General features: G+C 53.5%; 16 protein-coding genes. 2 read left to right on the top strand and 14 right to left on the bottom strand.

The annotated features are described in order from the left end of the window. Positions 1 to 2 precede the first annotated feature (2 nt). Together QNJ86_RS05500 and QNJ86_RS05495 are read left to right on the top strand one after the other, a co-directional pair. Complete coding sequence (locus QNJ86_RS05500; RefSeq protein WP_283831600.1) at positions 3 to 3392, top strand: DUF1292 domain-containing protein; 3390 nt, start codon at positions 3 to 5, stop codon at positions 3390 to 3392. 796 nt (positions 3393 to 4188) lie between these two features. Further along, a complete protein-coding gene (locus QNJ86_RS05495; RefSeq protein ID WP_283831599.1) occupies positions 4189 to 4995 on the top strand; it encodes a sce7726 family protein in 807 nt (268 codons plus the stop codon). Here the strand turns inward: QNJ86_RS05495 and QNJ86_RS05490 are convergent. The 14 genes from QNJ86_RS05490 to QNJ86_RS05425 all read right to left on the bottom strand — a co-directional run bounded on the left by QNJ86_RS05490 (position 4992) and on the right by QNJ86_RS05425 (position 19809). After that, entirely contained in the window at positions 4992 to 6128 is a 1137-nt protein-coding gene (locus tag QNJ86_RS05490; protein ID WP_283831598.1) for a hypothetical protein, read from the bottom strand. The two genes, QNJ86_RS05495 and QNJ86_RS05490, sit on opposite strands and share 4 nt — an antisense overlap. Before the next feature lie 15 nt (positions 6129 to 6143). Next, entirely contained in the window at positions 6144 to 7193 is a 1050-nt protein-coding gene (locus QNJ86_RS05485) for a HigA family addiction module antitoxin (protein ID WP_283831596.1), read from the bottom strand. A 24-nt stretch (positions 7194 to 7217) separates the two neighbouring features. Beyond that, positions 7218 to 7532 (bottom strand): type II toxin-antitoxin system RelE/ParE family toxin, encoded by a 315-nt coding sequence (locus QNJ86_RS05480; protein WP_283831595.1) that lies wholly within the window; start codon positions 7530 to 7532, stop codon positions 7218 to 7220. 277 nt (positions 7533 to 7809) lie between these two features. Then, the gene (locus QNJ86_RS05475; RefSeq protein ID WP_283831593.1) at positions 7810 to 7941 is read right to left on the bottom strand and encodes a hypothetical protein; all 132 of its coding nucleotides are present in this window, start codon (positions 7939 to 7941) and stop codon (positions 7810 to 7812) included. Between the two features lie 258 nt (positions 7942 to 8199). Next, positions 8200 to 8955 carry a peroxide stress protein YaaA gene (yaaA, locus tag QNJ86_RS05470; protein ID WP_283831592.1) on the bottom strand — a complete coding sequence of 252 codons (756 nt, stop codon included), beginning with the start codon at positions 8953 to 8955 and terminating at the stop codon, positions 8200 to 8202. Between the two features lie 63 nt (positions 8956 to 9018). Beyond that, positions 9019 to 9435, bottom strand: coding sequence for a type II toxin-antitoxin system VapC family toxin (locus QNJ86_RS05465; protein WP_283831591.1), 417 nt, complete (start codon positions 9433 to 9435; stop codon positions 9019 to 9021). Then, complete coding sequence (locus tag QNJ86_RS05460) at positions 9432 to 9815, bottom strand: argininosuccinate lyase (protein ID WP_283831590.1); 384 nt, start codon at positions 9813 to 9815, stop codon at positions 9432 to 9434. The genes QNJ86_RS05465 and QNJ86_RS05460 overlap by 4 nt, the downstream gene beginning before the upstream one ends. Positions 9816 to 9986: 171 nt before the next feature. Then, complete coding sequence (locus QNJ86_RS05455) at positions 9987 to 14057, bottom strand: InlB B-repeat-containing protein (RefSeq protein WP_283831589.1); 4071 nt, start codon at positions 14055 to 14057, stop codon at positions 9987 to 9989. A 216-nt stretch (positions 14058 to 14273) separates the two neighbouring features. Continuing rightward, entirely contained in the window at positions 14274 to 14984 is a 711-nt protein-coding gene (locus tag QNJ86_RS05450; protein ID WP_283831588.1) for a LytR/AlgR family response regulator transcription factor, read from the bottom strand. Positions 14985 to 14989: 5 nt separating this feature from the next. Further along, positions 14990 to 15985: an ATP-binding protein gene (locus QNJ86_RS05445; protein WP_283831587.1), complete on the bottom strand. Its 996-nt coding sequence runs from the start codon at positions 15983 to 15985 to the stop codon at positions 14990 to 14992. After that, positions 15966 to 16589, bottom strand: coding sequence for a hypothetical protein (locus tag QNJ86_RS05440; RefSeq protein ID WP_283831586.1), 624 nt, complete (start codon positions 16587 to 16589; stop codon positions 15966 to 15968). Before QNJ86_RS05440 ends, QNJ86_RS05445 begins: the two co-directional genes overlap by 20 nt. Before the next feature lie 30 nt (positions 16590 to 16619). Continuing rightward, the gene (locus QNJ86_RS05435) at positions 16620 to 17627 is read right to left on the bottom strand and encodes an FHA domain-containing protein (RefSeq protein WP_283831585.1); all 1008 of its coding nucleotides are present in this window, start codon (positions 17625 to 17627) and stop codon (positions 16620 to 16622) included. Positions 17628 to 17875: 248 nt separating this feature from the next. Then, positions 17876 to 18847, bottom strand: a complete 972-nt coding sequence (locus tag QNJ86_RS05430) for a protein kinase domain-containing protein (protein WP_283831584.1) — start codon at positions 18845 to 18847, stop codon at positions 17876 to 17878. A 41-nt stretch (positions 18848 to 18888) separates the two neighbouring features. Next, a complete protein-coding gene (locus QNJ86_RS05425; protein ID WP_283831583.1) occupies positions 18889 to 19809 on the bottom strand; it encodes a thiamine pyrophosphate-dependent enzyme in 921 nt (306 codons plus the stop codon).

Here is a 19809-nt window from a genome sequence, read left to right as displayed (position 1 = left end):
GCATGGGACAAAAAAGAACCCCCGAAGAAATTATCGCCACAATATCAAGGAAGCTGGTAAGGGAACGCTGCACCTATGTTTCAGTAAATAAGCGTGCTTTGGGTATCGCCGAAAACTTCAAGCCAATCAGGACTTCAGATATTTTCGTTACACCCCAACTTATTCAAACGTCTATTGATTTTATTAGGATCCCGACGAAGCTAGACACGGTCAAAAGGTCCCAAATCAACGTTGACGAACTTATTAGAAGGATCGATGCCCGAATTACTGAACTTGAAGCAGAGGAGGCTGCCATTCTATCGAAGGCATCTTACTCCTTACACGAAGACACCCCCGCAGTTCGTATCCACGGTCGAGCAAAAGAAAACGAAGAAGACGATTACTTAGACTTTCTTCCTACTAAAGAAAACCATTTCTGTAACGTCGTTGTCACTGCATCAGCTGGGTCGGGTAAGTCTATCCTACTTGACAGGCTGGCCCTTTGGCTCGCCCGAGAGTCAACAATATGCGAAGTAGATGGCGCCCTTGATTCTGGATCCGATAATCAATTTAAAGAATGGCTCAATGGTTTTATCGGAACCAGGGAAACCTTTGACGAGAAAATACCTCTCCTTCTGCGATGTCGCGACATTGCAAGTAAAAACTACGCGAATGAAAACCTACCATGGCAAATAGCTATGGCCATCTTCCAATGCCCTGCAAACAAATCATCGAAAGCGATTGAACTCTTAGAGCTGTCCGATCCCTCCCAATTTGTCATTTTGGTGGACGGATTGGACGAACTCCCAAAGAACATATCAGTAGCACACGTCTATGATGCACTTTTGGCCCTGTTTGGCTTAGAAGAAAGCGACTTAGGCAACAGGTTTTCCGTCTTTGCGACCACTCGAGACACAGCCATGGACAATGAAACCAGCGAGTTTCTAAAGCGCAACGAATTTCAAGCTTTTGAAGTAGTTGCCTTGAACAAGATGAATCGGAAAGATAGGGGAAAGTTTGTCTATTCCCTGGCGCGCTCCTGGTATATTTGTCAGTGTTTCCCAGAAAACGAGGCCTGCGAAAAGGCGGAACTCTTGAAGACCACGATTGAAAGTGATTGGACCATAAGGTTTCGCAATTTTCTCAGATCTCCGCTTGAGTTAACCTTGTGCCTGGTTCTGTTTTCAAATGTCGAGAACCTACCTTCTACAGAACACGCATTGTATTCCAAGTATGTGAATTCAAGGTTGCGCTGGCGCCGTGGATCCACAAATGCCGATGATCTTCTTCTTCTGTTGTCGTACTGCGCGTCGAGGACGGCATATGAGGCAAAAAAGTCAAGTTCGTTTGATCTCAGAATCCCAAAGGATCAATTTCTAAAATGGCTTGAGACCTCGTATTCAATTCTAGGCACAAGCCTAGAAAGCTTCCGTGAACGAGGTTTTAAGACACGCGAAGATGCGGCATTGCACGATCTGAACGAACTGGTCAATGTCCACGGGGTGCTGTCCATCTCAGACGGCATGGTGAGCTTCGAGCATCGTCGCCTTCAGGTGTTTCTAGCCGAAAACGGCTTAATAACCGGTGCATGCCCAAGAGGTTTCTCGCTTAAAACCTATGCGGGAATTTACGAGAGTAAGAAGAAAAACGATTCTCTGGGAGACGACTGGGCAACTTTGTTCGCCTTTTTCGTTCAGGACTCGCGCGTCGGCGATCAGGCGCTGCGAGAAACATGGGACGTCATCTCAGCAAACGCTGACCCCGTGGATTACACAGACCAAGAGTCTGAAATTTTCTTAGCAATTCTAATGGATGGCAGAATTGCTAACGCCGCGCAAATCAATCACCTAGAATCCCTTCTTCAGGTGTTCTGTAGTCGACGGATCATGTCCGGACAGCTTGACGGATACAGGAAAATATCGACTGATGGCAGGTACACTGGTGTAATCAAGGCGATCGAAAAACTATACAGAGAGGATTCCCAGTATGAATACTGTTTCACAGTTGCCACACTCGATATCTTCGGCGCTCTGCGACAATCCATCGGCGCTAATGTATCCGAGGCAGAGGTAGCGCGTATCCTCCGCTGGCCTAAAACCATAGACGGCCCAACGATAATTAGACTTTTACACAGATTAGAAATGCTTTTATTTTTCAGGCAAGTAGACCAGAAGCAACTTGAGTTCTCTAAGTATTTTTTCGACGACGGATCCAGCGATTGCAATGATGCAGTCCGTTCCATTGTGACCCACTCACTCAAATACTTCTGCACCACGAGTTCACATAAAGATAGTGCAGAAATCGCTCGCACACTTAACGACCTGTCAGAGATCAAGACATGCAGAAGCATGATTTGCGATACAGTCTCCTCTGGGGCCGTACCCCTCTTTTCGCTTCTCAGCGCCCTCGAACGGCAGATACGCGAACGCACGAATGACGCGGATGATTGCTCGGAGAGCATCTCGATTGATGTCAAGCGCATGCTAGGGCTTCTCGCTTCGCTTTCCGCAGACGAATGTTTAGATGATGCCTTTGACAGTTATTCAAGTGAATATATGACATTGCACGTTAAGCGCCATTACATCGAAACGATGCGCTGGGCGGCTGAGCAGGTATTCCGCTATTCATCTATAGAATCCTCCCGAGAGTTTGCGGACGCGAACAACATCGATGCCATGCTTTCGGAGGCTGAATCTCTCGACATGGGCTTGGCAGTCTTTCTAGAGCCCCTAAAGCGGGCTTGCACTTCAAATAAGGAGAAGACAAACAAAGCGAGCAGTTTTCCTGGACTCTACGCCAAAGTAACGATCCCCGACACTGTGGAATACGCTCTAAAGCAGCACGAGAGCAACTTCTCGGTCGACATCGAGGATCTGAGAATCGCCGCCGCATCTGTACTCAATGCTGCCAGATTCAACATAATTATTGACCCAGGCGCGCTAATGATTATTAGTAAGATTTTCGATGTAATGAAAAGACATTCGGAATCCGACACCTCGGACGAATTTGGGTATCCGGGAGAAACACTGAATATTCTTTGCAACGAAAATAATATGCGTATACAGATAAGAGGTGAGGTTAGAAAAGTTCTGGATGAGGAGGCTACGCGCTCAAGCGAACCCCAAGAGCTGGAATTCACCGCAGTAGCCCAAGACGGCAGACTCATGAAATGCGAAGCCCTGTTCATGTTCGACTCCCCCGAAACCGGAAAGTCATACATCGTTTACACGGACCATACTAGGGATGAGGACGGCAACACCAAGGTTTATGCGTCTATCTACGATCCGAATCAGCTAACCATCGATGAAGACAAAAACTTAGCTTCCCTGGAGCTTTCACCCATTGAATCGAGCATAGAATGGGAAATGATAGAGACCATCTTGGACGAAATTCAGGCAAGTGTAGAGGAATAACCCAAAAACAGATGATCGCATTTGCGTTACTCCGCACGATGCATTACGTCGTTGAATCAGTTTTCACACACTTATAGCTGGCGAAGATGGCATTGAAATCGAACATGTTAGAGCACCCAATGGAACAGAGCTTTCCTTTCACCAAAACGATATTTTGCGAGCGAGACGACTGATAAGGTTTTCGACAAGTTACATGAACCGGTGGATTGACCTTGCTGAGAATGAAAAGATCATCTGTAAGTTCATCTCAACTCATTGATAGGTCAGTCGCGCAGATGCCGCGAAAGCACTTGGGCTTACACAATAAAGCGCTTTTGAGGTGCTCTATGGGTTAATTGAAGCAGAGGTAATTGAAGCTCATGGAGCGCAAAAGGCTCGTCATTGCCGTCTGAGTAGTGATGACTAGGCCAACTAATTTGTTCGAATATCAGGCATTTCCATCACGCGTCAGAAAGAACGATTTCACTCTTTGCAGACTGAGGAGAAGAGGCTTCGCTCATTGCTGATGTTTTCAAAGAGGCGGTCAGGAAATACGGAGCAACTGAACTGAATATAGCAACACTTCGCAAACAACTCGGAGCGCAACGCTACGACGAGCTGCTCTGCGCTGCAGGAATAGCGCCATTCGGCGAAATCGAACTTCTCGAAACAGACGACACGGGGCACGTTGCACTTATTGAAAGACGTTTTAATAATACCTTGGGCTTCATTTTCATTACCGGCAGCGGGTCCCTGCTTTTCCGCCCTGCTTTGCAATGTTATCTTATACAAGACAGGTTGCGGAATGGGAGAGGTTATGGGAAAGCTCTTACAGAGCGAAGATCAAAGGGATGCGAAGCTTCTCTTTGAAGCCTATTCAACAACGCTTTCGGAAACGAGATTGAAGAGCTTAGTATCCGATATGCTGGGCCTTGGTCTCGAAGATATAGGCGATTCCGCACGTTCATTTGCCAATCGCTTCATACTGGCAAACTATCCAAACGAAACCACCATTAAGGCTAACTTTATTAACAAGGTTCTTCTTCCTTTGAGTGAAACTACTGTATCTATTTTCGAGCTTCCCATAGGCAAAAGCCGCGTAGACATATGCAAAGTAAACGGACATAGCGCGGCATACGAAATCAAAACCGACCTGGATAGCTTTTATCGGCTCGAAAGTCAGCTTGCAGATTATTTCGATGTCTTTGAGACTGTATACGTCATCACCTCAGAAAAGCGATGGGACGAACTGCCCGACTATGTTCCTGCCGAATGCGGAATCTACTCATACCGACAGCGTAAAGATGGAACGTACGCCTTTAGCTGCCGCCGTAAAGCAACAAAGGCCACAAAGCTCGACGCACAAAAGCAGCTTCTTACGATGTCGAAAAAAGATATTTGCGAAACATTCGATTTGCCAAGTTCTGGACAATCAAAAGGCTCTGTTGCTGAGCAATGTTTACAACTTTACTCATCGCAGCAGATCAACAGAGCGTTTAAGAACTACTTAAAGCGGCGCTATCGCTCAAACTGGCATCATTTGAAGCAGAATAGCGCCCTATTATATGAAATCGACTACGAGTGGTTCTACCGAAGCGAACTGGATCCAGAAATCGTTTACTAGAAATTGTAACCTCCGTGAGCAAGGTACAGCTGCTGAACGTATCGCTCTACTGTGTATGATATCCAAGTTTGCCACCCCCCGAAGTGACCTCCTTCTGCTTCTTGAAAGACAGCTTCAAGGACAATGCATTCTCCTGGTGTTCGCTCCAGTTTTGACCTGTCGGCCAGTATGCGCTCTACAACTTCTTGATAACCAGCCGGCCCAAGATTAACATCTTCGTTCACATATGCCACAAAATTATTTGTCCAGCCGTTGTAGAGCAAAGCCAGAGCGCGCCCCTTTCCTTTACTACCTCCACCAGGCAACGAATCACGCAGCCCCGCATAGTCGCCCACGCCGGCAAAACCATAACTCGCATAGCTAACAATATGAGAGTTGTCGATTGTGCATTTATCAACATACTCTCCATTACGAATGCGGCGCTTCCTAGGAGAACAGAGCAAGATCTTCGTGGCGTCAATCCGTAAGTCATTGAGCTCTTCGAACTCTTCGATTTTCGATACAGCAGGTGTCTCATTAATATCATAGATAAGATAATCTCTCCTGCTGAGTATGCTCTTTAATGTATCTTCATACCCTTCAATATCATCAATCCTAATAGCGATAGGGCGCCCTTGACAGAGTTCCTTGAGTTCTTGGGCAAATATAAAAAGCTGCTGCGAACTGAGTTTATCAGTTCCATTTTTAATGGTAATTACAGGAATCAAAGTAGGATGCGACGCAATGCTTCTAACCTTTTCTAAATAAGCATCAAGATTAGTATTTAGAGTAAGTACCAAAGGGCATTTTTTAAATGTTGTTTCATTATACTTATGCGCATCGCATCGAAAATAGTCCACAAATATATGACCACTTTGAAAGTGCTCTTCAATTTTTTCTAGAGTAACATTACGCTTGGTTGAAGGGTCTTTAATTTTAAACGATCGAGTTTTACCTTTGTTTTCACCACTCTTAATCGGCCTGTCCTCCTTGACAAACTCGCCCGTTTCTGGATCGACTAAGTTGTCATAAGCGAAATTTTCTTGAATTATCTCAACAAGAGGCATAAGTCCACTTTGTAGGCATCCAGCTTTTTCCAATGCCCTAACAGCCTTGTATTCGCTGCCTCTGTTTTTTATGGTCAACATATACATTATGCCCTCGTTACCTTACTTTGATTTAAGACTGTTCATCTGGTCAAAAGCAATTTCTCCATCGTGCTGCAAGAAACCAACGATTATTCCAGGATGAACTCCCTGTTCCCTGGCAAATTCGGAAATTGCTTGCGCGGTAAAGTTCTTGCTGTTTTTAAACGAATTATAATCGTATTCATTAACGAAAAACTTACGAGCGAATACATTCGCCTCCCTGTCTTTGTGCGCCTCACTCGACAGCTCTTCATCGGAAACAAGTATGTGACTTGGATCATAGTGCAACAAAAGATGACCTATTTCATGCACGATAGTAAACCATACATGGTCGTGCGTCTTGAAGCGCTTGCTTATATAAATGGCAGGATGTCCTTTGAAGGTTGTTAGCGCGCCCCGAATCTTGGAGTTAGCAATGGCAGCAACAACAACTAGATAGACTCCATGCCTGTTTAAATATTTGCGGCAGCTTTTAATCGAATCATCAACATTGGGATTGAGCGCAATGTTTTTAAGTCTTCCGAACGATTCTTCAAGAGCTTGTGGATCAAAGGGAACATCGTCGAGTTGTTTGTTCTGTTCCTCGACAGCTTGCTCGCACTGCTTAATCCACACAACCGAAGCTTCGTCCTCGCCGCCATCTTGCATGAATTCCATACCCAAGGGCAAGGCCGCCTTATACCTCTCAAAACTTGTGACTCCCAAGAGCTTCAACATGTCTATTGCTTGCTCCACAAGAGGCTTTTTGGTTCTTTTGAAAACTTCCTTGAAGTGAAATTTTTCGGAAATGGCTTTTAGGTCAATTCCCTCAAGATCGTACTTTTCTTTTTCGCGCGCCAAATACTCTTGATACTTAACTTCGTAATTAAGCCAAAAACTTGCTGGCACATCAGGCATGACCTTTTCAAGCTTCAATGCCATATCTTCTGTCAATCTAGTTTTGCCATTTAACATGTTCGATAAATGCTTTTCGCTAACACCGATGCGCTGAGCCACTTCTTTTTGTGTCATACCTCTGTCATCTAGATACTCTTTAATCACTTCACCTGGCATTACTATAAATCCACTCATTGTCTACCCTCTTCTTCCCCGTCATCAGTGGTAGTCTTCAATACTTTCAATTCGAATCGTTGTTATGGTTGTCAGATCGTCGGGGTCAAAATTGCCAATAGGACGAACGATAAGTCGTTGATTCTTGCTTACGTCAATACCCCAACAACCTTCCCAATTCCCTGTAAGCTTGTGCCTACGGGGCGACGGGAGATGCGTTATTTGCGAAAGGTTGTCCGCAACCCTTAAGTCAGACATCCTGCGAATAAGTTTTTCGGCAATATCGCCACGTTTTTTACGAATGATCCGGTCATCCTCAAGAATTTTCATCATGGACTTGTCGGCATACTTAATTTCCATACATGCACCTCCAAGGAAATTGTAGAGCAATTAACCTTAGAGGTCAATTCACTTGAAAAATGACAGGTGATTGTAACTGCCTATGAGATGCTGGTTGATTGCAATCAACCCAAGACAGGATCACCATGAAGCGCCCCCGGTTTCAGTTGAAACCGGGGGCGCTTCTGTCGTATACTATGCCTACCGGCGGTGCCCTGGAGGTGAGTTTTGCGGCTACACGATCCAGTTCGGGCGGCGCAGGTATTAGTGGGAGCCCGGGAGTTATTCCCGGGCTTTGCTATTTCAGCTTCTCCCTGGGTCCCTTCCTGCTTCGTCCGTCACTCTTATAGTCCGTCCACAAATCATGGAGAAAGCTCATGATCGTGGCCACCGCTGCGTAGGCGTAAAGGATTTCAAGAACTGTGTTCATAGGCACACGCCTCCTTTTGAAAGAAAGCGCCGCCCGAATGCGGACACCGTCGGCGAGGGTAGTATACGCTATAGAGTCATTGATGTTAAGAAGCAAAGCACCAGGTCAAAAAGCGAATTGCAAGAGCCCACGTCAGAGCAGTGTCTCTGACAAAGTAATTTTTGGAAGCCCAAGAAATGGCTGCTCAGAGGCTCATGCACGCTTCCCTATTTGGCGACTGCTTCCTCCTGACGCACAGGCTCGTTTAAGTTGAGCGTCTCATTCTTGTACAAACACGTAGGTGCTCTCGGTTGAGCGGTCGGGGTCGTAGTGGTAGCCGGATTCGTTGAAGGTTTGTAGGGCTTCGGGGCGAGTTGGGTGGTGGGTGGTGCACCAGTGGAGGATTGAGCCTCGGGCGGATTTGGCGGCGGTTGCGCGTTGGATGAGGCGGCCGCGGGCGTCGATGGTGCCGAAGAGGCAGGTGACTACACGGCAGCCGGCGCGCTCCGCGTGCGGCACCACGGCTTTTGCGTACTCGACTGACGCGAGGTTTACGATGACATCGGTCTCAGCGGCGAGCGTTTGGAAAAGCGCATCGCCCCAGTACTCGTAGAGGTTTCGCGCGCTGCCCACCGCCAGCTTCGCCTGCATCTCCAGACGGTACGGCACCACGCCGTCGAAGGGGCGCAGCACGCCATAGAAGCCGGAGAGAATGCGCAGGTGCTCTTGCAGATACTCCAGCTGCGACGACTCCATCACCTGCGGTGCAAGGTGCTGATACTGAATGCCCTCGTACGCAAGCACCGCCGGCGTCAACATGCCGCTTGCGCGCACGTCCATAGTGCGAAAGCGCTCGAAGTTGAGTTCGGCTAGCGCATCGCTGCACTGCCAGAGGGCCTTTGCCTCGTCGTACGAAAGCGCCCGAACCTCGTCGGCCAGCTCGGCGGCGCGATCGACGAACAGCGGCAGGTTGCGCCATGCAAACGAGGTGTCAACAACGTTCATTTTCTTAGCAGGCGAAATGATGAATCGCACGAGTGACCTGCCTTCTTACTATCCGAAGCCTGCTGATATTCGTCTTATAGTGTAGCTTTTACGCTACAGTGGCGGCAAGGTCATTTCGCAGGTGCTGTTTACTCCAAGGCGTTCGCAGAGAGCTACGAGTTTTTTGTCGGCAGTGAAGAGGGTGGCGGCTTGGCGACGGGTGAGGGTTACGTAGAAGAGGTCGTAGACAGGGTGATCCTGGCGCGCGGCCTCGGCGAACGACTCGGCGGCGTTTTCTTCTAATGGGACAAATTCGTCAACCAGATCGAGCGCTTTTTCAATGAGCACTTCGGCATGGCTCGCAGAAAACAATCCTGCATGCACGTACTTCCAGAGGGCATTGCGCACTTCCGCGCGAAATAAATCCGACGCGATGACGCGCTTATGCTCTAGCATAAAACAGCGAAATGCCTGGCCGCGAGGGGTTCCTAATACCATCTCCACCGCTGCGCTGCAATCGAGAACTATCATCGGATGTGGCTCAATTCGGGAACGAGTTGGTCGTCGCGCTCTTCGCGCATCTGTCGAACAAGTTCAGCCGGCTCGGGGAAGTCTTTTGGAATCTCGACTTTCGGCAAGGCGTCAAGTGCCGCAAACACCTTTCGCCGGCGCTCGATGCTCTCTTCGGGCGTTTCCTCGGCGCGGCTCTTTGTGCGAACCGGCGCTTCAGCCTGCTCAACGGCGGGACGCACCACCCAAGCAGGCGAGCCACCACTTTGCCGATAAGCACGCAAATACTCACGCAGCACATGGACCGTTTGCTGCGAAATATTGCGATCCTGCGTCGCCGCGCATTCTCGCAGCTCTTCATACATGTCACCCGGAAAGTCCTTCACCTGCAGAGCTGGCATGAGTCCTCCTATTAGCATCCAGTGTTCATGCTAATGGCATGATAGCATGATTCCGGGATACTAAATAACTAGATAGTAAGTTTGTATTGAGGAATTGCTCAGTAGCAATAGGAAAGGAGCCCGGCGGCTCCTTTCCTTGCTTGCTAGTTACGCTTTGGGAGTGGTGTGCTCTTAGGCGTAGTTGTTGAACAGCACGGCGGCGGCGCGCTCGCGGGTGATTTGTTCGAGCGGGCGGATGTAGGTGCCGTCGGCTTCGTCGTAGCCGTTGAAGATGCCGGCTTGGGCGGCCCAGGCGAGGCTGGCGCGTGACCAGTCGCTGATGGTGGCGACATCGACGAACTTGTCGAGCACGCTCATGTCAGCAGCGGCGATCTCGTCGGGCGTGACTGCCAGGTTCACCATCATGGCTACCATCTCTTCGAAGGTCACGTTGCCGTTGGGGTCGAAGCTGCGAGTGCCATCAGCATTTTCTTTGCCGTTGATGACACCGTTTGCGACAGCCCAGTTGGCGGCACCGGTGTACCACACACCTGCTTCAACATCAGCCATGCCGGTGTTGTTGGGGGTGGAAGCCATCACGTCGTCGTAGCCTGCATCGCCATCGGGGTTGGCATGGCGGTTCAAGATGACCGCAAGCTCAGCACGCGTCAGGTTCTTGCCTACGCCGAACAGATCGGTACCGGCATAGCCGCGCATGAGACCGGAGTCGGCCACAAACGTGACGGCGGGGCCATACCAGGCGTTGAAGTCAACATCAGAGAACATGATGGACTGGGTGGTCCACTTGGCGTAGAGCGTGGTCTTGGCAGTCACCTTGTCGGTGGCGAAGTCCCAGGCCTTGGTCAGCGCCTCGTCAGCAAACCAGCCAGCAAAGGTGTAGCCCTCGCGCGTCGGGTCGGCGGGCTTGGTAACCGTCGCACCAGATTCAACTTCCTGAGCAGCAACAGCACTGCCACCGTTAGACTCAAAGGTCACCTGGAACTTCTGAGCCGTAGCAGAGCCGCCACCAGAAGGAGGCGTCGGGGCCTTGTCGCTGGTAACGATGGCGTAGAGGGAATACTCGTTAGAAGCAAAGGTGACTTTACCTTCTGCGTAATCAACGCTTTGAGGATTGATGAGTTTTGCTACCCCATCATGGAGGTAAACAACGCTCACCTTCTGGTTCTTAATAACATCCGGATTGACGTTGAGTACGAATGTAAGGTTTTCACCGACCTTGGTCAGAGGAACCGCAACCTCGGTGGAGTCATTGCGCACAATCAAGTTCACGCTGAGGTCGTAATACTGAGCAACTGTAGCGGTAGCGCCGAGGTCTTCAGCCGCTTTGTCGTTGATGGGGGAAGCGTCACGAGGGCTCGGGTTGGCTTCTTTGGCTTCCGCAATCACGAGGGTAGTGACGGTGCCGCCGCTGGCGCTTGCCGCGTCAGTTACGGTTTTCACTTTTTGGATATCGCCATCAGTCAGGCCCTCAACGGATTCGCCACTTGCGACAGCCGTGATTACCTGGTCAACTGCGGCCGCCACTTTGTTAGCGTCGTCATCCGACAAGCTCAGCTTACCGCTGTCCGACTCAGGAGCAGAAACGATGATATTGGATTCGGCGTTCTCGTCGACCCACTGGGCCGTCAGCTTGATAGGCTCGGCAGGCATGGCGTCGGGAATCATCGGCGACCAGCCAGCAAACACGTATCCGTCTCGCGTGGGAGCGGTAGGTGCCGTCGGCTTAGCACCGAAGGCAACAGGGTCTTCTTTATTAGAGCCTTGGTCGCCAAACTCGCCACCGTTGGCATCCCACGTGACGGTGTACTCTTTGCGGTCGTACTTGATTTCAACAACGGTTGCGTTGTTGGCTTCGATAGTTTTCTTCGGAACTTCGCCACTGAGAGCGAAACCAGCAAACTCTTTTGCAACGGCCTTCGTCAGATCTCCCGCTACACCTCGCAGGGTTTCGCTATCGCCTTCAACATATGTAGTTGGGTCGTTTGCTTTTTGCAGAAGGTGCTTCACTGCGTACGTCGTGGAAACAGTTACTTTGCACTCGACCGTTTTGCCAAACTTATCCGTCAGAGTGATGGTGGCTTGACCGGATTTTAGAGCTTTGAGAGATTTGCCGTCTTCTCCGACTGCAACAATGTCTGCCTTGTCTGACGCGACTGACTTAATAAGATCTTCCACGCCGTGGTACTGAGACAGAAGCGAGTTCTGGAAAGCGTCGCTCGCTTCATCCGCCAGGTAGAACATTTCCAGCGGCTGGCGTTCGCTTCCCTCGGGCATCACTACGCCCTCGACTGCCGTGAAGGCAATGCCGCTGAAATCGGTAACTTCATTCACGGTAACGGCCATGTTGGCGGTAGCCTTACCAGCGGAGAGGGTGACATTCTGATCTTCTCCAACCTTTTTGGCCTGCAAGCCAAGCAAACCCTCGCGCTCTATACCGCTTTGAGACACGCACTTTACCACTTGGCTATTGGTGGTGATTTCAAAGTAGGTCAGCGGGTCATCAGGATTCTCGCCTTCCACCGTATAGGGAATTTCGCACGTGCTTCCATGAGTTTTGATCATACCCGTGCAGATGGGGCATTCTTTGATATATTCGAATTCCACCGGGTCAGATGACGTAATGCTGAAACTTTCTACAACATTTGCGTTCTCCACGACGGTTACGTCGTATGAAGCCTCTGCATGATAAGAGAACTCACTGCCGGTGTAGTTATACTGGATGGTGACCTTCGCAGTACCAGCAGATTGAGGCGTAAGAGTTATTTCCCTTCCCTTTTTCTTCTGCCCATCCATGTTAGTTGCCGTCACAATATCAGGATTGTCTGATTGCACGCTCCAGCAATTAACATTCGCCACGGTGTAAAGAGGATTCTCATCGTGCCATGGGCCTTCGGTGCCGGGATCAAGCTCGGCGGTAAAAGTACTCGCACCCTGACCAACTGCAAAGCTTTTTGCAAAATTAGCAAGAGGCTGGCAGTTAATCTGCAGCTGGTAGTTGCCTTCGCCATCGAACTGCGGAGACACAGAAGCGTTGGCATACTTGGCCTTGAGCGCCTGCACGGCCTCGTTCGAAAGCTGGTTAAAAGCGCATGACAGCGACGTCAGGCTCGTGCAGCCCTCAATGCTGAGGGACTCCACGTCGCTTCTGTCGCAGTAGAGGTCTTCGAGGTTCGTCAGACCGCTTGCGTCGATAGAGGAAATGATGCTGTTCGTGCTGAAGAAGGACTTCAGGTCGGTGCAGCTGGTCAAATCCAGATTTTCACACGCAACTCCGTACAAGGAAACGGAGACGACAGGCAGGCCATCAAGGGAGGCAGGCACGACGATGGTTCCATCAGAACGCGCGTAGTCGTAGTCATAGATATACGCGCCGGAGCCATCGGGACCATCCTGAACCTCGTAGGCAAAACCGCTCTCATGGAACTGCGGGGAGAGGTTACTCTCATGACCCATCACGGTAGCCCAGTCTAGAATCCGGGTCATGTCTTTGATGTAGTTGCGGCTACAATCGAGATAAGCCAGGTCATAGCACTTGCTGATGTCGAGCACTTCAATGCCACAACCGCTCAGATAGGCTTCTACAACGAACTGGTCGCCGATTTTGTCGGGAAGAACTACGGTCGAAGAACGACCATCCCAGCCGAGAATGACAGCACCCTTATCGCTGGAACCAAATGCGAATCCGGTTTCCTTATCGTACTGAGGATGAATTTCGCCTTTTTCCGCATCCCCATCACGCCACGTATCAAGGGCCTCGGTGTCTGTGAGGTAGTTGAAGCGGCAATCCAGATACGTCAGCGCTTCGCACCCCGTGATATCAAGCTCCGTAAGCTTGTTGTAGGAGCAGATGAGGGTCTTAAGTGTCGCGCAATTCTCCACATTCAGCGACGCAAGGTTGCCATGAGTGATGGAGAGATCTCCCAGATCTGTTACTTCAGAGCAATCGAGGTTGGTAAACGTGTAGCCACGCTCGAACGAGGCGCTTCCTACCTTCACACCCTCTTCGCCAACGGTAGCCGGAAGGGTAACCGCAGCGTCGGTACCAGTGTAGCCAGTAATAGTTGCAACCGCATCCTGGTCTGCACCTTCTACTGAGTACTCCCAATCGCCGCTCGTAAGGGCGTAGGCCTTCTCAATGAAGCCCCCCCCCCCCCCGCAAGACTTAGGGCTAGCGCCGCTAGCAGGGTTGCGAGCGCTAACAAGACTGCTGGTCTTGCGGGCGCACCGCGTTTTTTGACGCATGTGATTTGCATCGTTTCTCACTCCTTCAAACTCGTCCGGGCAGCTTCATTTGGTGCCGCCTGGTGCTGTCGCATCGGATAGGTAGCCCTCATGCGCGCCTGAAACGTAAGGGCGTTCACCTGGTTTTTCCCTATCCTCCACGATCATTCTTTCCAAGCGCGCCACCCGCTTCAATACGAATGTAAGAATTAAACGCAGCGAGGTAATAACTAACTTTCACAAGCGCTTGCGAATATGTGCGAAGAAGCTTTCGCGGGTGGATTTGCGGCGCTTTTGGCTGATGGGAATCACTTCGCCCGACATGAGGCGCACGGAATCTTGCGAGAGTTCGGCTATGTGGTCCATGTTCACGAGGAAGCTTTTGTGACACTGAACGAACGAGGACGGCAGCTCGGCAATGAGATCGGCTAGGGCGGCGTAGGTGTCGATGACCTCGCCTGGCAGGTGCAGGTGCGCTTTGCGACGATCGCTTTCCACGTAGGCCAGCTTGCGCGGGTCCACCAGCACCACGCGCCCACCCGAGCGCACCACCAGCGAGGGGTGAGCGGCCTCCAGGCGCGACAAAGCCTTGTCCAGCGCGTCGTCGAAATCGCGCTGGTTCACGGGCTTCACCAGGAAATACACGTGGTCGGTGCGGTAGACGCTTGTGCAATATTCCATGTGGCCCGTGACGTACATCACCTGCGTGCCGCTGCTGGCGGGCAGGCAGCGCCGCACGGCCTCGATACCACTCGGGCGGCCTTCGCCGAAGTCGATATCCATCACCAGGATGTCGCACACGTTGCCCGCGCTGGCCGCTTCCTCAAAATCGGTCACCGAGGGCAACCACGCAACGGCGAATTCGCTCGCTCGCGGGTGCCGCGCGACCAGCGCCTCAATGGCCTGGGCTTGTTGCTGTTCATCGTCCACTATGAGTATGCGGTACATGGTGCTTACCTTCCGTTCATTTTGAGTGCCACGGTGGTGCGGAATACGCCGCCGCTTTGCTCGATTGAAAGCGAGCCTTCATGGCGCGTGGCCAGGCTTTCCAGAATGGACAGCCCCCAGCCGTGTTCCGCGAGGCCGCGGGCGGGGCGGCGTTCGGGCGTTGCTGGCGCGAGTGGTTGCTCGCTGGCGGGAATGCGCGGAGCGAGTTGCTGGTGCTGGTGCTGGGGCCCGCCGGGATCAGGTAGGCAGCTGTTCTCAGCATCCACCACCAGATAGCCACTCACCACGCGTGCCTTCAGGTGCAGCCGACGCCGGGGTTGTTCCACCTTTTCACAGGCGTGCAAAGCATTGTCAAGCAGGTTCGAGAACACGGCACACAAGTCAACGCTGGGCACGGGCACGTTGGTTGGCACGTCCAACTCGAACGTGGCGCGGATGCCGGCTTCCTCGCACGCGTGCGCTTTCAGCGACACCAGGGCGTCCACCGCGCGGTGCGCGCACAGCGGCGGATCCGCCGGGTCGAGCGCGCTCACGGCCTGGGTTAGCTCCGCGGACGCTTGCTCGCCTTGGCGACGCGCGAGCAGGGCATCCGCCTCTTCCAGCTGAGCCAGCAGTTCCGCCCGTACGTCATGAGCACGCGCGAGTTCCGCCGAAAGTCGTGGGATGTACTGCCGCTGCGCTTCAACCTGTTCTTCCAGCAAGCTAGTACGAGTTTGCGCGAGTTCGGCTTCCTCGGTTTCGCGCAGGGCTTTGAACAGCATGAGATCGGCTGGGGCGCACAACGCCGCACTTGCAGCGATGGCCGCGAACAGCCATAGCGGCAGCTGGAATACGGCCACATACACCAGCAGAAACCCCGCAATAGCCAGCTGGCTTATGGGAAACAGCAGGTAGATGGGGCGCTTGGGCAGCGTAGTTCCCTTTCGGCCGAGCACGAGCGCCAGCGCGAATGACCCCACGCCCACCAATGCGCAGAGAAACTCAGCTGCAACAACGCTCATCGGCTGCCCCCTCGCTGTACGGATGAGGCTTTGAAAGCCCCCCCCCCCCGACGGGTTTTGAGGTGGCGGGGGTGAGGTCAATTGGAGCGAACACCACACCCGCTGGCGCCGCCGGAGCCGCCACGCTCGGGAGGTTCCCGGCACTCCCCTCGCCGGAGCCTTCCACCATGGCGCGTAGTTCACTCAGGTGCTCGCGCGCCTGATCGAACGCGCCCGCATCGGCCAGTGCCAACACGGTTTGCACCTGGTTGCGCGCGTCGTGGCGCAGCTTCGCCGCCTCTTCCACTTCCGTGACTACGTGGTCGTAGCGCGCGAGATATTCCTCCAACTGCCCTTGCAGAAGCGCCGCCCGCTGGTCTTCGTGCTGCTTCTGTGCCAGCCGCTCCATCGAGCGGAATAACAGCACGTCAGCGGCCAGGCACACCACCAGCAGCACGCAGGTTCCGTAATACAGCACGCTTGAGCCCTCGTGCAGATACGCGGCTATCACCGTGGGAATGGTGAGCAGCACCGCTTGCGTCACGGGGAAGCCCACGAAAAACCGCAGTTCGCGGCCCCTTAGGATCGGATCCTGTGCATCAGGCATGAAGTTCGATAGATACAAGCGCGCGACTCCCCTTTCGCTCGACGAGCGCTAGCAGCGCGCCGGGCGATCTTTCTCCACGAACGCGCCGAACCAGTAGAACGAGGTTTTCGCCAGCACAATGCGGTCGTTTAGAGCCAGCTGGAAGGGACCGCGTCCGTCACGTGCGGTGTCGAACGCCACTTGGCCGGCGCGCAGTACACAGGTGCCGTGCGTGGACCCTTCGTCGGTGAGCAGCCACGCGCCGTTCTGGAAGCTGATGCGGCAATGCGAACGCGACACGTAGGGGTTCGGCTCGATGACGTCGCTGTCGCTGTAGCGCCCGATGGCGAGGGGGTGTGTGGCTTCCACCGTCCACCACGACACCACGGCGGTGGCTTTTTCGTCGTAGCGGATAAGGCAGGCGCACTCTTCGCGCAGGCGGGCCGGGGGGTGCTTGGCCGGCGCGGGCGCTTCGTCGGGCGTAGCGTCCACCAGCAAGCGCACCAAGCGTTCGTTCACGCAGCCGAACGTCATCAGGTAAAAGTAAGTTGAGACCAGCACCGATAGCACCTCGCGACTTGCTTCGACGGGCTGAATTTCGCTCCATCCCAGCATGAGGCGCATCTCGTTTGTAGCCCTATCCAGGTTGAGTTCGGCACGCCCGTCTTCGCGTTCGTTGCGCAGCCCCTGTTCAACGTCGCGCCACAAGTCGGTGCGAAAATACTGCACCGTTTCAGCGGGGTCACAGCCGCTTTTGTCACAGAGCGCCGCACACAGCAGCAAAGCGCCCTTGTCGAACACGTCTGGGTCGGCCTCAAAGCTTATGCGAAAATCTTCCGCGTAGCGCCGCGAGTGCATGAGACGCGACAGCACGGCGGCGGTGCGCTTCCTGATGGTGGGATTGTCGTGGTTGATGTAATGGCCGTTCATGCCAATATATGAGTACAAAATTTTGTGATTAACGCAGCCATGAGAGAGCGAGCGCATGTGCTCGGCGAAATAGTACAAGGCCGTGTGCCATCCGCGCGCTTCGTGGGGGACGTCGAAGCTTCCCAGCCGTTCGGTGTTCGCCGTCATGCGCACCTTACCCTCTTGCTCTTCGCTCGTCTGAGCTTGATATACCCAAAATGTCTTCTTAGGGTATTCGTCTTGGGAAGATCGACATATTGCGCAACACTTGGATGTACCCATCAACGAGGATTTTGGGCAAATCGACCCCTGACGTATGGTGCAGGGAGGGGTGAAGGCGGCGAGGTTTGCGAGGTGGGAACGTGCGGCGCGCCGGGACGTACGAGCAAGGATCGTGAGGGCTTGGAACGTTAGGGTTAGGCGAGTGTTGGCGCGCAGGGCGGCTCAAGCGGCGTGGGGAGCGGGGCGCTTTTTGGGCTTGTGGGGCGAATGTGCTCTGTGGCGTTGTGGCGTTCTGCTAGTTGGCGGATGCGTGCCACTAGCTCAGATACGCTTGGGCGCATTTGGGGATCAAGCGAAAGACATGCGTCCAGCAATTCGCGCACGTCAGCGGGCAGGTTCTCAGATGGGGAAAGCGCGTCGGTGCGGCGATAGTACGTGAGCCAAAACTGTCTGCCGTTGCGCGGGTTCGACACAAACGGATGAGGCAGACTGCCCGTAAGCACCTCGTGCACCGTTGCGCCAAACGAGAACACATCAGCGGCGGGGCTTGGCCAGCCCTCGCGTCGTTCGAGGCATTCGGGCGCGGCGTAGCCAAAGGAGCCGAACGGGATGGCTTCCACCGGGTCGCCGAGGAAGAATGCCGTATCTAGGTCGATGAACTGGGCGCGCGGCCGGGTGTCATTGTTGGTTACTACGATGTTCGAGAGCTTGATGTCTTGGTGGATGAGGGGCTGGCGGCCGCTGTCGCTCGCGAGGGCGGCGAGGGCATCCGCAACGGCCGCGAGCATTGTAAGGGCTTCTTGCAGCGGCACGCCCTGCGGAGTGCGCGCCCAGCGAGAGGCCACCTGCGCCAACGTTTCACCTTCAATCCAGCGTGTGACCAGGTGTAACTGCGATGGCTTGGGATACTGCGACCCCTGCGGCACCCCAAAACGCGCCACGCGCGCAAGAGGAAGCGGAGCAGCCTCCGACGAAGCCTGTAAACGCGCAATCCGCTCAAGTAGATGCAACTGATGCCTCAGAAAAGCACCTTCTGCCTGGAGTATCTTGATGCAGTAGGTGTCTTTGGAAGGCTCCGTCGTACTGCAGTATTTGTACACGTGCGCACGCTGGCTCTTCGCCACCAGCTCGGTTGCCGCCGGCACCAACGTTGGAACGCTTAGCATCGGTGCCGGCGCGACAAAGGGGGCGAAAGAGCCGTTCATGCTTACACAATCCACGTGCGGCGGATGGTTTCCCAGGTGGCGTTGCGGCCGGCTTCTACCTGGACTATTTCCTCGTTGGTGAGAGACTTGAAGCGGCCTTGGCGGCGCAGGTAGGCCTCGACGCTGGCGAACTCGCGCGGGTTGCGGTTGAGCTTGAACCGGCCGCCGGGCTGGCCGCACAGCTGCTCGCCCTCGTATTCGGCCAAGTACCACAGGCCCGTGTCCACGATGTCCTTGGCGATGTCCACCGTCTCGTCCACATCGCAGCCCCAGCCAGTCGGGCACGGGGCAATCACATGAAGGTAGCGCGTGCCGCGGATGTCGCGGGCGCGCTCCACTTTGCGGATGAAGTCGTTCAAGTAGCCGACGCTGGCCGTGGCAGCGTAGGGAATGCCGTGCGCGGCCACGATTTCGAACAGGTTCTTCTTCTGTGTGAGGCAGCCGTGGGCGTTCGCGCCAGCCGGCGTAGTGGTGGTTTTGGCGCCGAACGGGGTGAGCGAGCTTTTTTGGATGCCCGTGTTCATGTACGCCTCGTTGTCGTAGCAAATGTAGAGCACGTCGTCGTTGCGGTCGATGGCGCCGGAGAGCGCCTGCAGCCCGATGTCGGCCGTGCCGCCGTCGCCAGCGAAGCCCACCACCGTGCAGTCGTCGGGCTTTTTGCCCTGCGCGCGCAGGCCGGCCTCAATGCCGGTGAGCACGCTGGCTGTAGCCGCAAAAGGCGTGATCATGGCGTTGTTGGCGAACGCGAGCTGCGGGAAGTTGAACCCGACAGCGCTCATGCAGCCCGCAGGCAGCGCGGCCACGGCGTTCGGCCCGAGCACCTTGAGCGCGGCGCGCACGGCGAGCGATCCGCCGCAACCCGCGCAGGCTTTGTGGCCGAAGAAGAACTCGTCGTCGGAGATGGTTTTAGCGTTCACTGGCAT

Source organism: Gordonibacter faecis (assembly GCF_030077735.1).
GTDB classification, from domain to species: domain Bacteria; phylum Actinomycetota; class Coriobacteriia; order Coriobacteriales; family Eggerthellaceae; genus Gordonibacter; species Gordonibacter faecis.
This window is presented reverse-complemented; position numbering and strand designations above follow the sequence as displayed.

Coding starts and splice junctions, on each gene's coding strand:
- QNJ86_RS05435 (WP_283831585.1), bottom strand. CDS start 17,627: ATGACGGCGAACACCGAACGGCTGGGAAGCTTCGACGTCCCCCACGAA.
- QNJ86_RS05450 (WP_283831588.1), bottom strand. CDS start 14,984: ATGTACCGCATACTCATAGTGGACGATGAACAGCAACAAGCCCAGGCC.
- QNJ86_RS05430 (WP_283831584.1), bottom strand. CDS start 18,847: ATGCTAAGCGTTCCAACGTTGGTGCCGGCGGCAACCGAGCTGGTGGCG.
- QNJ86_RS05485 (WP_283831596.1), bottom strand. CDS start 7,193: ATGAGTGGATTTATAGTAATGCCAGGTGAAGTGATTAAAGAGTATCTA.
- QNJ86_RS05490 (WP_283831598.1), bottom strand. CDS start 6,128: ATGTATATGTTGACCATAAAAAACAGAGGCAGCGAATACAAGGCTGTT.
- QNJ86_RS05475 (WP_283831593.1), bottom strand. CDS start 7,941: ATGAACACAGTTCTTGAAATCCTTTACGCCTACGCAGCGGTGGCCACG.
- QNJ86_RS05495 (WP_283831599.1), top strand. CDS start 4,189: ATGGGAAAGCTCTTACAGAGCGAAGATCAAAGGGATGCGAAGCTTCTC.
- QNJ86_RS05445 (WP_283831587.1), bottom strand. CDS start 15,985: ATGAGCGTTGTTGCAGCTGAGTTTCTCTGCGCATTGGTGGGCGTGGGG.
- QNJ86_RS05480 (WP_283831595.1), bottom strand. CDS start 7,532: ATGGAAATTAAGTATGCCGACAAGTCCATGATGAAAATTCTTGAGGAT.
- QNJ86_RS05455 (WP_283831589.1), bottom strand. CDS start 14,057: ATGCGTCAAAAAACGCGGTGCGCCCGCAAGACCAGCAGTCTTGTTAGC.
- QNJ86_RS05460 (WP_283831590.1), bottom strand. CDS start 9,815: ATGCCAGCTCTGCAGGTGAAGGACTTTCCGGGTGACATGTATGAAGAG.
- QNJ86_RS05425 (WP_283831583.1), bottom strand. CDS start 19,809: ATGCCAGTGAACGCTAAAACCATCTCCGACGACGAGTTCTTCTTCGGC.
- QNJ86_RS05465 (WP_283831591.1), bottom strand. CDS start 9,435: ATGATAGTTCTCGATTGCAGCGCAGCGGTGGAGATGGTATTAGGAACC.
- QNJ86_RS05500 (WP_283831600.1), top strand. CDS start 3: ATGGGACAAAAAAGAACCCCCGAAGAAATTATCGCCACAATATCAAGG.